Origin of the sequence: Mesorhizobium sp. B1-1-5 (assembly GCF_006443065.1) — a bacterium.
Taxonomy (GTDB): domain Bacteria; phylum Pseudomonadota; class Alphaproteobacteria; order Rhizobiales; family Rhizobiaceae; genus Mesorhizobium.
In genome coordinates this window covers 54953-66682 of record NZ_VFWS01000003.1, presented here as the reverse complement: position 1 = coordinate 66682, position 11730 = coordinate 54953, and the positions used below count along the sequence as shown (strand labels likewise).

General features: G+C 63.6%; 14 protein-coding genes. 4 read left to right on the top strand and 10 right to left on the bottom strand.

Features of this window, described 5'->3' with window-relative positions:
* Positions 1 to 90: 90 nt before the first annotated feature.
* Entirely contained in the window at positions 91 to 549 is a 459-nt protein-coding gene (locus FJ980_RS02110; RefSeq protein WP_140541302.1) for a YbaK/EbsC family protein, read from the bottom strand.
* Positions 550 to 754: 205 nt separating this feature from the next.
* Positions 755 to 1021: a helix-turn-helix transcriptional regulator gene (locus tag FJ980_RS02105; RefSeq protein WP_095767666.1), complete on the bottom strand. Its 267-nt coding sequence runs from the start codon at positions 1019 to 1021 to the stop codon at positions 755 to 757.
* A gap of 302 nt (positions 1022 to 1323) precedes the next feature.
* Between FJ980_RS02105 and FJ980_RS02100 the strand changes: the two genes are divergently transcribed.
* Positions 1324 to 1932 carry a hypothetical protein gene (locus FJ980_RS02100; RefSeq protein WP_140541301.1) on the top strand — a complete coding sequence of 203 codons (609 nt, stop codon included), beginning with the start codon at positions 1324 to 1326 and terminating at the stop codon, positions 1930 to 1932.
* Positions 1933 to 2138: 206 nt separating this feature from the next.
* On the opposite strand, the gene FJ980_RS02095 is transcribed toward FJ980_RS02100, so the two are convergent.
* The 7 genes from FJ980_RS02095 to FJ980_RS02065 all read right to left on the bottom strand — a co-directional run bounded on the left by FJ980_RS02095 (position 2139) and on the right by FJ980_RS02065 (position 6913).
* Positions 2139 to 2441 (bottom strand): DUF883 family protein, encoded by a 303-nt coding sequence (locus FJ980_RS02095; RefSeq protein WP_140541300.1) that lies wholly within the window; start codon positions 2439 to 2441, stop codon positions 2139 to 2141.
* Between the two features lie 93 nt (positions 2442 to 2534).
* Entirely contained in the window at positions 2535 to 3074 is a 540-nt protein-coding gene (locus FJ980_RS02090; protein ID WP_040983239.1) for a MerR family transcriptional regulator, read from the bottom strand.
* Between the two features lie 130 nt (positions 3075 to 3204).
* Positions 3205 to 3528: an integration host factor subunit alpha gene (locus FJ980_RS02085; RefSeq protein WP_040983242.1), complete on the bottom strand. Its 324-nt coding sequence runs from the start codon at positions 3526 to 3528 to the stop codon at positions 3205 to 3207.
* A 104-nt stretch (positions 3529 to 3632) separates the two neighbouring features.
* Positions 3633 to 4604: a beta-ketoacyl-ACP synthase III gene (locus FJ980_RS02080; RefSeq protein ID WP_140541299.1), complete on the bottom strand. Its 972-nt coding sequence runs from the start codon at positions 4602 to 4604 to the stop codon at positions 3633 to 3635.
* A gap of 9 nt (positions 4605 to 4613) precedes the next feature.
* Positions 4614 to 5681 (bottom strand): phosphate acyltransferase PlsX, encoded by a 1068-nt coding sequence (plsX, locus tag FJ980_RS02075; protein ID WP_140541298.1) that lies wholly within the window; start codon positions 5679 to 5681, stop codon positions 4614 to 4616.
* A 129-nt stretch (positions 5682 to 5810) separates the two neighbouring features.
* Positions 5811 to 6359 carry a YceD family protein gene (locus tag FJ980_RS02070; RefSeq protein ID WP_140541297.1) on the bottom strand — a complete coding sequence of 183 codons (549 nt, stop codon included), beginning with the start codon at positions 6357 to 6359 and terminating at the stop codon, positions 5811 to 5813.
* Positions 6360 to 6370: 11 nt separating this feature from the next.
* Positions 6371 to 6913, bottom strand: coding sequence for a ubiquinol-cytochrome C chaperone family protein (locus tag FJ980_RS02065; RefSeq protein ID WP_140541296.1), 543 nt, complete (start codon positions 6911 to 6913; stop codon positions 6371 to 6373).
* A 117-nt stretch (positions 6914 to 7030) separates the two neighbouring features.
* Between FJ980_RS02065 and FJ980_RS02060 the strand changes: the two genes are divergently transcribed.
* The 3 genes from FJ980_RS02060 to FJ980_RS02050 all read left to right on the top strand — a co-directional run bounded on the left by FJ980_RS02060 (position 7031) and on the right by FJ980_RS02050 (position 9230).
* Positions 7031 to 7555, top strand: a complete 525-nt coding sequence (locus tag FJ980_RS02060; protein WP_140541295.1) for an outer membrane protein assembly factor BamE — start codon at positions 7031 to 7033, stop codon at positions 7553 to 7555.
* Between the two features lie 138 nt (positions 7556 to 7693).
* Positions 7694 to 8239: a dTDP-4-dehydrorhamnose 3,5-epimerase family protein gene (locus FJ980_RS02055; protein ID WP_246676281.1), complete on the top strand. Its 546-nt coding sequence runs from the start codon at positions 7694 to 7696 to the stop codon at positions 8237 to 8239.
* 1 nt (position 8240) lies between these two features.
* Positions 8241 to 9230 (top strand): glycosyltransferase family 2 protein, encoded by a 990-nt coding sequence (locus FJ980_RS02050; RefSeq protein ID WP_246676280.1) that lies wholly within the window; start codon positions 8241 to 8243, stop codon positions 9228 to 9230.
* An 82-nt stretch (positions 9231 to 9312) separates the two neighbouring features.
* On the opposite strand, the gene FJ980_RS02045 is transcribed toward FJ980_RS02050, so the two are convergent.
* Positions 9313 to 11454, bottom strand: a complete 2142-nt coding sequence (locus FJ980_RS02045) for a sodium-translocating pyrophosphatase (protein WP_140541293.1) — start codon at positions 11452 to 11454, stop codon at positions 9313 to 9315.
* Between the last annotated feature and the right edge of the window lie 276 nt (positions 11455 to 11730).

Genomic DNA, 11730 nt, shown 5'->3' with positions numbered 1-11730 from the left:
AAATGGAAGCGAGCGGGGCCGCGCCGAATGTCGGTCAAAGCCGGACAACGGCCTGCGACGAACCATGACGAGATATCTAGGCGGCAATTGCTATTGGCAAACGTCGACCCAGAGGGCGCCGACCAGATCGGCCATGCGCGCCGGCGTGATGCGCACCGCGGCATTGGTGGCGCCGGCTGCGGGAACGACCTCATCGAAGGCCTTGAGCGACAGATCGCAATAGACGGGTAGCGGTGACGGCAGGCCGAACGGGCAGACGCCGCCAGGCGGATGGCTGGTGATTGCCAGCACCTCCTCGCCGCCCAGCATGCGCGGCTTGCCGCCCATGCTGTCCTTGAATTTGCGGTTGTCGAGCCTGGCGATGCCGCTGGTCACGACCAGCATGGCCTCGTCGCCCACGCGCAGGCAGATCGTCTTGGCGATCTGCGCCGGCATGACGCCGTGCGCCTCCGCCGCCAGCGCCACTGTTGCGGAACTTGCCTCGGTGACGATGACTTCGATGTCGGGCGCGTGCTCGGCAAAAAAGGCGCGAACCGATTCCAAACTCATGGCGACCCCTCGTCAGACTGTCGAACACCGGCTCGCGAATCGCATGGCGGCGCGGTCATTGACAAGAGCCACGGCCGCGCGTTGCGCACCCTTGTCTTGGTGCCTGTCGTTTCCCCAAAACCGCAGCGCACTGTTGAGCGACATGCATCAAAAAGCCCGCCAGGCATGCCTTGGCGGGCTTTCACATGGACGCTTGCTTGCGTCCCTATTGCTGCGTGGGCCGGTTCTCGGCGGCCGGCACTCTGATCAATTCCTCTTCCGGCACCTGCAGGGCGGAAGCGATGCGCCGAAGCTTGGCGGGGTCGGCATCCTTGCCGTCCTCGATGTCGACGATCTCGCCCACGGCCAGGCCGCAGGTCAAAGAGAGTTCCTCGATCGTGTATCCCCTGGTTTCGCGCGCGGCTTTGAACGGGTTGAGGCCGGACGCGGCAATAATGTCGTTGGAAACAGCGTTTCGTACGGTGTTGGGCATGGCAACTCCTTGAGATGAAACAGGGTCGGATGAAATGTGGTGTTGCCTGAGACGGGCGGGAGAATGCTCGTTAACAAATGATTTGCCAAGAGCACCCCATACGGCGTCACGCCATCGTGAAGCAGCGTTTCGGCTGATGTCTCGGGCTGCGTATATGTAAGACCGCGGAGCGCTCAATCAAGTTCTTTTGAAGGTTCGCGGCCGGATCCTCCGGCATTTTCGGCGTCTCGGTTCGTTAGCTTGCCGTCACCGGTGGTGGCCGACAGACCGGCGCCGGACGTTTCTCGGAGGGATCAGATGCCATGAATTTGAAATCGTTCGCAATTGTGCTTGGCACAGTCTCAAGCGCCATCGGCGCGACGCAAGCGTGGGCCGCAGATGCCATACGTGTTCGAGGCACTGTCGTCAGCGTTGCCGGATCGACGCTAACGGTGAAGGATCGCGATGGCAAAACAGATGCGATCACGCTCGCCAACGGATGGAAGATTTCTGGCGTCGCCAAGGCGTCGGCAGCCGATATCAAACGAGGCGATTTTCTCGGCATCGCCTCGACATCCAAGGCCGACGGCGGCAGCGGCGCGCTGGAAGTCGTGGTCTTTCCAGCCGCGCTGAAGGGTACCGGAGAAGGCGATCGCGACTGGGATCTGCAGCCCAACAGCCGCATGACCAACGGCACCGTCGCCGACGTCGCCGAGATCGAAGGCCGCACCGTCACGCTTACCTATGACAACGGCCAGAAGAAGCAGATCGCTATCCCGCAGACGACACCGATAGTGACATTCGCCACCGCCACGCCGGCAGATCTCACGCCGGGCATCGCAGTGTTCGTCAATGCCGAGCGCAGCGGCGACGGCAAGCTGGTCGCGAACCGGGTCGTTGTCGGGAATCACGGCATCGCGCCGCCGATGTGAGGAGGGCAGCAAGCAGCTCGAACAGCTTTGGCGACTTGAAGACTCGGCCTATCTGAGGCGGCGGCATCGCGAAGCGAGCCGCTTCCATGCCGAGGAGCCGCGCGCCGGATGCGTGGCGCGCCGAGGAGAGCCGCGCCCGGCTTTCCCAATCCGCCGATATCGCCGGCCGCAACGCGGCCGCCATTTCCATAGCGGTGCCGAAAAGATCAGCGCCGGCTGATAAGGAGGCCGGCAAGCAGTCCGACCACAACCAGCCCGACGGCGGCGGCCGTCGCCGGATGATCGCGCGCCGTGCGCTCGATCGCCCTGCCCCTGCGCCTTATTGTCGGCAGCGCCTCGTGGAAGAGATCGGCAAGTTGCGAATAATAGTCAGACGCCGCCTCGCGGCCATCCTCGTAATAGGCGTCACCGCGCCTGGCCAAAACCTTCTTCAGGTCGTGCAGTTGTCGCGAAAGCGCCGCGACCTGCTTGTCAATATCACCGTCGGAGAGGGTCGAAAACGATGCCATGCTTGTTGTCCTTCTCTTCGAGAAGGCCTAACGCACGGGCGAAGGGCCCGTTCCGGCCGACCGACCGAGCGCGGTTAAAACGAATATGACCGTTCAACGAACCTGGTCGAGCAGGCGCTTGCATTCCAGCAAGTCGAACAGCGCCTCCTGCAGCAGGGCGCGATTGTCACGCGACAATTTCGACGAGTCGGGTTGAACCGGGCCTTCGTCGTCGCTCTTGCCGAGGCCGAAGAAACGGCGGCTGGGCTTCACCTTCGGCTGGCCAACCAGCGCGTCCTCGTCGCCCCGCGGCTGCGCGGCCGCCGTCAGCGGCACCTGCTCGGCCTGGCGGCGCTGGGCGATGGCCTCTACCGCGGCCATGTCGCCATTGCCGATGGCGACCAGGAAATGGTTGCCGTTCTCGCGCAACAGCTTCTGCACGCCTTTGATCGTATAGCCCTGATCGTAGAGCATATGCCGGATGCCCTTGATGAGCTCGACGTCTTGCGGCCGGTAGTAGCGCCGGCCACCGCCACGCTTCATCGGCTTGATCTGGGTGAAGCGGGTCTCCCAGAAACGCAGCACGTGCTGCGGCAGATCAAGATCTTCCGCGACTTCGCTGATGGTGCGGAAAGCATCGGGGCTCTTGTCCATGGGCCAATCCTCCACACTGGACCACGATCCGGGCATGGTGCCGAATCGCATCTATTTCAGCGATTTATGAAACGATATTCAAGCCCAGCGTCAAAACCGCCGGCGGTTTTCAACCGCATTCGCCAGCAAACTACTTGCCGCCCTTGCCCTTGCTGTTCTGATGCGAACGCAGGATCCGGTTCTTGAGCACGTTCGAGGACTTGAACGTCATCACCCGGCGCGGCAAGATCGGTACTTCCTCGCCGGTCTTGGGATTGCGGCCGATGCGCTCGTTCTTGGAGCGGACATGGAAGGTGGCGAAGGACGACAGCTTGACCGTCTCACCGCGAACGATGGCTTCGCAGATTTCGTCCAGCACAGCCTCGACGAGTTCCGCCGATTCCGTTCGCGACAAACCAACCTTCCGGTAAACGGCTTCAGCAAGGTCGGCACGCGTAAGTGTCTTTCCCCCCATGCGACCGTCCCATCTGCTCGCAAAAACGTAAATCGATACAGGCAAAGGCTGAGCCTAAGTAATTGATCCGGCAAGGTCAAGGACCGAACCGGCGAGTTCGGCACTTACCAGCGGAGCAACACCGCGCCCCAGGTGAAGCCTCCACCCATCGCCTCGAGAAGAACCAGGTCGCCCTTCTTGATGCGACCGTCGGCGACGGCCACCGACAAGGCGAGCGGCACCGAAGCAGCCGAGGTGTTACCGTGTAAATCGACGGTGACCACCACTTTCTCTTCGGCGATCCCGAGCTTCTTGGCGGAAGCGTCAATAATCCGTTTATTGGCCTGATGCGGCACGAACCAGTCGAGGTCCTCGGCCGTTATGCCGGCCTCGCTGAAGGTCGCCTCGATGACGTCGGTGATCATGCCCACGGCATGCTTGAACACTTCACGGCCTTCCATCCTCAGATGGCCGACGGTTCCCGTGGTCGAAGGGCCTCCGTCGACGAAGAGCTTGTCCTTGTGCACGCCGTCGGAGCGCAGGCTTGCGGCCAGCACGCCGCGATCGGTGATCGCGCCGGCTCCGTCTTCCGCTTCGAGAACCAGCGCGCCGGCGCCGTCGCCGAACAGCACACAGGTCGAGCGGTCGCTCCAGTCGAGGATGCGCGAGAATGTTTCCGAGCCGATCACCAGGACGCGTTTGGCCAGGCCGCCGCGTATATAGAGATCGGCAGTGGCGACGGCGTAAACGAAGCCCGAGCACACGGCCTGCAGGTCGAAGGCAAAGCCGTGATGCATGCCGAGCCGGTTCTGGATTTCGACAGCCGTCGCCGGGAACGTGTTGTTGGGCGTCGAGGTCGCCAGGATGATGAGATCGATATCGACGGGCGTCATGCCGGCGCTGTCGAGCGCGGCGCGCGCCGCATCCTCGCCAAGCGAGGCAGTCGTCTCGTCGTCGGCGGCGACGTGGCGCTGGCGAATGCCGGTGCGCTGGACGATCCACTCGTCGGAGGTCTCGACCATGCCTTCGAAGTCGGCATTCTTCATGATGCGGCGGGGCAGCGCGGCACCGTTGCCGCGCACGACTGATCTGATCAAGGCTCTTTCCTATTCCTCGGCGTCGGCGACGCCGGACTTCCTGTTTGCCTGCGCGGTCGGGTTGCGCGCATGGAACAGATCGAGGTCGGCCTCGATCCGGTCAAGCAGATTGTTGCGTACCATATCGTAGCCGAGCTCGATGGCGGCCGCGAATCCGTCCGAATCGGCGCCGCCATGGCTCTTCACGACGATGCCGTTCAACCCCAGGAAGACGCCACCATTGGAGCGACCGACATCCATCTTCTCGCGCAGCCTGTCGAAGGCGCCCTTGGCGAAGACGTAGCCGATCTTGGCCATGAGCGTGCGGCTCATGGCGGCGCGCAGATAGCCGGCGATCTGCCTTGCGGTGCCCTCGGCGGTCTTGAGCGCGATGTTGCCGGCGAAGCCCTCGGTGACCACCACGTCGACCGTGCCCTTGCCGATATCGTCGCCCTCGACGAAGCCGCGATAATTCATCGAGGCCATGTTGGCCTCGCGCAACATGCGGCCGGCTTCCTTGACCTCTTCCTGGCCCTTGATCTCCTCGACGCCGACATTGAGCAGACCGACGCTCGGCCGCTCGACGCCAAACACCGAGCGAGCCATGCCGGTACCCAGAATGGCGAAATCGATAAGCTGATGCGCATCCGCGCCGATAGTGGCGCCGACATCGAGCACCACGCTTTCGCCGCGCGTCGTCGGCCAGAGCGCTGCGATCGCCGGACGGTCGATGGTGGCCATCGTGCGAAGGCAGAATTTCGACATCGCCATCAGCGCGCCGGTGTTGCCGGCCGAAACGCAGGCCTGCGCCCCGCCGTTCTTGACCGCTTCGACGGCCTTCCACATCGACGACTTCCAGCGGCCGTGGCGAAGCGCCTGGCTCGGCTTGTCATCCATGCGCACGGCGATCTCGCAATGGACGAACTCGCTTATCTCGGCGAGTTTCGGGAACTTGGCGAGTTCAGGACGCACCACGTCCTCGCGGCCATAGACGACGAAGCGGATGTCAGGCCGGCGGATGGCGACGGTCATCAGCGCCGGGATGACCACGCTCGGTCCGTGATCGCCGCCCATGGCATCGATGGAAATCCTGATCACGTAGTGCTTTTCTCACGGTTTGCCTGGCTTGCGGCGGACGCCTGCCGAGGTAAGGGGCCTCGCGGAGGTTCGGCGAAAATAACGGTTTTGTGCCTGCGCACAACCAACTTTTCCAAAATCCGGACCACCTCAGGATTTTCCAAGCAGCGAACGCAGCTTTTTCTGGAACTCGCTTTCCTCGGTCTGATCGTCGCCAGCGACGTCGAGCGAGGCTCCCGACTTGCGCGGATAAGGGTCGATAGCCAGACCGAAAAACTGTTCGGCCAGCCCGCCGACGTCGATGGTGTCGCCGGAAAATGTCTCCGGACTGTCCGGCCCGTCGGCGTCGAGGACGATTTCGCCGCCGCCTTCGAAACCTTCGCGCCCGAGCTTCGACTGCTCGGGCAGCAGCAGCGCCTCGACGGGCTCGTCGATATGCGCGGCGACCGGATCCAGGGTGACAATGCAGGCTTGCGTGATGTCGGCCGCGACGCGACCGGTGACCTTGACGCCATTGCGCTTCCAGGGGGCCACAAGCAGTTCGGCGCGATAGCTCTCGACCGAAAGCAGATCATATTCGACAGCAAGCGCCTCGCGCTGGCGCTCGTCGGCCTCGACAAGGACAGGCAGGCCCTTTTGCGGCAAGCGCGCGACATTGGCGACGAAGGATACCGGGCTGCGCAGTTCGGCGTCTTTCATGCCGGCCTCCTTCACGCTGCCCCGGCCGCCGGGAACGCGGCGGTGCCGGCGGCGATCGATTCGGTCGGCTGCGCGGCAAGCTTGTGCGAGGCCTCGCAGACATAGTCCGCCAGCAGCGGCGCCTGCGGCCAGGGGCCGGAGTCCGGCCTGACGTTGCGGGCGAGCGCCGCCGCAAGCGCCACCCGATCGTCTTCCTTGAGCGCTTCGTCATAGGCAGCCGTACGGCCGTAAAACATCTTTGCCAGCTTCTTCATGCGTTTGGGCACGCCGACATCGCCAATGCCAAGTTCGCGCAGCGAATGCTCGACATCGAGGAAGAACTCGTCGATCAGCACTTGCGCGACCTCGGCGGCCACGCCTTGCCCGCCATGCAGCCGGTGCTGGACAAGATACATGTGCAGCGACAGCATCTCGAAGCGGCCGAGCGGCGTATCCGGCACATTCCAGTCGGAATAAAACACCGTTTGCCGCGCCGCCGCCACGATTTGTGCGTAGAGCGCGTCGGTGATAGCGCGGTTGGCATTGCGTTCGCGGCCAAAAAGGCGCTGGAACATTGAGGGCGGTCTCCCGGGGACCTGTTGTTTGATTTGGCCTTGTTGCATCGGCATGCAAGCTGGTTTACCGGTTTTGCGGCCCAGCGCAAGTTGCGGGGATGTGATGGAGAATTGTTGTTGGGTGCGCTGAAATTCAAGTCGTTCTTTGCGCCCGCCCCAGTGGGCGCGGCTTCGCTGCTGGTAATGGTGTCAGCGCTTTCCGCCTGCAATTCGTCCAAGATGTTCGGAGATCTCCATCCGAGCGAGACGCTGACGAAAGGCTACGTCATCGACCAGCAGGCGATCGATTCGGTGCCGGTCGGATCGAGCCGCGAGCAGGTGCTTCTGGCGCTGGGCACGCCGTCGACGACGGCGACCTTCGACAACGAGGCCTTCTACTACATCTCGCAAACGCGCAAGCGCTACGTCGCCTTCGATAACCCGCGCATCGTCGACCAGCACGTGCTGGCGGTCTATTTCGGCGCTGACGGTCGCGTTACCCAGATCGCCAATTACGGTCTCAAGGACGGCAAGGTCTTCGACTTCATCTCGCGGACGACGCCGACCGGCGGCAAGGACCAGAACTTCCTGAGCCAGGTCATCAGCGGCGCCAGCAAGCTGGCGCCCGGCATCCCCGGCGGCGGTAGCGGCGGTACGCCCTGAGTTCGCTCGCCCGGCAACCTGATTGAACGAAAGACTTCGATCGACGGTCTTTCGTCGCTTGCCAGCGACCGTCCGACCGCGCTTGCCTATGCCCGCATAGCCACGTATGACGCTTTGGCGATTTCCGGGGGGCTGGATATGAGCAACAACGATCGTACCGTACCGCAGGGCTGGATGGCGACCGGCACGCCTGACCAACAGACGGTGACGCCGGACTGGCTCGCCGTCGATGCGCCGCCGATCGAGGGCGTCGCATTCAAGGAAATCAGACCCGTCGCGACTTCCAACGGCTACCTGACCGAGATCTTTCGCGAGGAATGGGCTCTCGATCAATCGCCGGTCGGGCAAGTGTTTCAGCGCACCATGTATCCGGGCGCGGTGACGGGCTGGCACGCACATGCGGCGACTCTCGACCGCCTGTTCTGCTGCGCCGGCAGCGTGCGGATATCGCTTTTCGACGGGCGCAAGGCCTCGCCCAGTTTCGGCACGGTCTGGCACAAGATCGTCGGCGCCTCGCGACCGGCAATCGTCACCATTCCGCCCGGCGTCTGGCACGGTGTCGTCGCCCTCGGACCGGAGACAGCGTTGCTGCTCAACCTCGTCGACAAGGCTTACGCCTATGACGCGCCCGACCATTGGCGCCTGCCGCCCGATACGGAACAAATCCCCTACAAGCTGGTGTAGTGTGGAAAAGGGCGGTCAAGGCGCGCCAATTGGACCGATCGAACCGCTGGTCTCGATCGTGATAGCCACGCACAACCGTCCGGCGGTGCTGCATCAGGCGCTGAAGAGCCTCATTGGTCAGACCCTGCAGGACTGGGAAGCCATAGTCGTCGGCGACGGGTGCCGCCCTGACACCGCGGCCACGGTCGCTGCATTCGAAGACGCCCGCATCTCCTATATCGATCTTCCGGTGAACTTCGGCGAGCAGTCGGGTCCCAACAATATCGGTTTTGCCCGGGCCCGCGGCCGCTTCATCGCCATCTTGAACCATGACGATCTGTGGTTTCCCGACCATCTGGCGTCCATGTGCGGCTGGATCGACGCCACCGGTGCCGATGTGGTGATCGCCCGAGGTGCAGTCATCGAGTCGTCCGCGAGCAAAGGCTCCAGGCATATGATCCTCGGGATGGGCCGGGACGGCTTCTATGACCCGGTAACCACAGTCGGATTCGGTTCCGCGCAAATGGTCCGGCGGACGTCGCTGCCAAGGCTTGGGCCATGGCGACCGGCCAGCCAGTGCGTTTGCGAGAGTTCCCAGGACTGGCTGTTCCGTGCCTGGCGCAAGGGTGCTGTGATTGCGACAATGCCCCATCTAACCGTGCTCATGCTGCATTCGGGCAAGCGCGAAGGCAGCTATGCGCGAGATACGGCGCGGGAGCAGGAAGAGCTGATGGACGCGATGGATGCGCCAGACGCGTTGCGGGTCAGGATTCTCGGCAACGCCGAGGAACCTGCCCCCCTCAAGCGCTCCCGCTATGTCAAACGCAGGCTTCTGGCCATGCTTGGCATGCATCCGCGGGCGCGGTCCTTCCGCCGCCAATATCGCCGCGGCGCGTTCATTGCCATGTTGCGCCGGACACGCGGCTTGCCGCCGATGCCCGAACGAGAACCAGACGCCGACGCGTTGCTGGCCCGCTATCGCCGTGGCGGCGAAGGGCCGGAAGCTAGTTGAGTGCCCCGGAATGCATGATGTCATGCCGAAACACAAAGCCCGCGGGAGCGATCCCGCGGGCTTTGTCCTGGAATAGCCGCAATCAGCCGTGCGCGAGCACGGCGAGCAGAAGCAGCGCGACGATGTTGGTGATCTTGATCGCCGGGTTGACGGCCGGGCCGGCGGTGTCCTTGTAGGGATCGCCGACGGTATCGCCGGTGACCGAGGCCTTGTGCGCTTCCGAACCCTTCAGGTGCTTGACGCCGTCCTTGTCGGTAAAGCCATCCTCGAACGACTTTTTGGCGTTGTCCCAGGCGCCGCCGCCGGAGGTCATCGAGATGGCGACGAAGAGGCCGTTGACGATGACGCCGAGCAGCGAGGCGCCGAGCGCCGCGAAGGCCGAGGCCTTCGAGCCCGAGATCAGAAGCACGCCGAAATAGACGACGAGCGGCGCGAGCACCGGGAGCAGCGACGGAATGATCATTTCCCGGATCGCCGCCCTGGTCAGGATATCGACGGCGCGCGCATAGTTCGGCTTCGAGGTGCCGGCCATGATGCCCTTGTCCTCGCGGAACTGCTTGCGCACTTCCTCGACGATCGAGCCTGCGGCGCGACCGACCGCGGTCATCGCGATACCGCCGAACAGATAGGGGATCAGGCCGCCGAAGATGAGGCCGGCGACGACATACGGGTTGGAGAGATCGAACGAGATCTCGCCCATGCCCTGGAAGTAGGGGTACTTGTCGCCATTGGCGGCAAAGAACCTGAGATCGTTCGAGTAGGCGGCGAACAGCACCAGCGCGCCGAGGCCGGCCGAGCCGATGGCATAGCCCTTGGTCACCGCCTTGGTGGTGTTGCCGACCGCGTCGAGCGCGTCGGTCGAGTGGCGGACTTCCTTGGGCAGGCCGGCCATTTCGGCGATGCCGCCGGCATTGTCGGTGACCGGGCCGAAGGCGTCGAGCGCCACGATCATGCCGGCTAGCCCGAGCATGGTGGTGACGGCGATCGCTGTGCCGAAAAGGCCGGCGAGCTGGTAGGTGGCGATGATGCCGCCGACGATGACGATGGCCGGCAGCGCCGTCGATTCCAGCGAGACCGCGAGGCCCTGGATGACGTTGGTGCCGTGGCCGGTCACCGACGCCTGAGCGATCGAGTTCACCGGACGCTTGTTGGTGCCGGTGTAGTATTCGGTGATCACGACGATCAAGCCGGTCACAGCCAAGCCGATCAGGCCGCAGGTGAACAGGTTCTTGCCGGTGATGACGATGCCGGCGACGGTGCCGACCTCGCCCCAGCCGAGCGTGGCCGAGGTAGCGACGGCGAGGCCGACGATCGACAGCAGGCCGGTGACGATCAGGCCCTTGTAGAGCGCGCCCATGATCGAGCCGTTGGAACCCAGCTTGACGAAGAATGTGCCGACGATCGAGGTCAGGATGCAGGCGCCGCAGATGGCCAGCGGGTAGAGCATCGCGGCCCCCAGCACCGCGGTACCGCCGAAGAAGATAGCGGCGAGCACCATGGTGGCGACGACGGTCACCGCATAGGTCTCGAACAGATCGGCGGCCATGCCGGCACAGTCGCCGACATTGTCGCCGACATTGTCGGCGATGGTGGCCGGGTTGCGCGGATCGTCTTCCGGGATACCGGCCTCGACCTTGCCGACGAGATCGCCGCCGACATCCGCACCCTTGGTGAAGATGCCGCCGCCGAGACGGGCGAAGATCGAGATCAGCGAGGCGCCGAAGCCGAGCGCAACGAGCGAGTCGATGACGACGCGGTCGTTCGGCTGCAGGCCCATCGGGCCGGTCAGGATGAAGTAGTAGATCGAGACGCCAAGCAGCGCCAGGCCCGCGACCAGCATGCCGGTGATGGCACCCGACTTGAAGGCGATGTCGAGGCCGGCGGCAAGGCTGTTCGAAGCGGCTTGCGCGGTTCGCACATTGGCGCGCACCGAGACATGCATGCCGATGAAACCGGCGGCGCCCGACAGCACCGCGCCGATCAGGAAGCCGATGGCGGCGGTGATCGAAAGCAGCCACCAGGCAAGCAGGAGAACGACGATGCCGACGATCGCGATGGTCGTGTACTGGCGCGCCAGGTAAGCCTGGGCGCCTTCGCGGATGGCGGCTGAGATTTCCTGCATGCGCTGATTGCCCTGATCGGACGCAAGGACCGAACGTGTCGCCCAGATGGCGTACAGAACTGACAGCAGGCCGCAGGCGATGACGGCGGTAATGATGGTCATTGCCGGATTTTCCTCGATTGTTGGCCCAAAAGAACCCCTCCCTGGGCCGTTGGATCGGGGACGGATGCCGCGCGCGGATTCCACCCCTTGGCGGGGTGTATGCGAAACAGGGCTTGGAACGTCAAGATATTGTTCGGTTTTTGCCCGGCTTTCGCGCAAAAGAAGATGGTGCCGGCGTTCGCCCTGTCACAGCCATGGAATTAGATCGATTGAAATAGAACGAGCGCAGCAAACGGGACCAGCTCACCGGTGATGGCGGGCGCCGCGATCTAACGC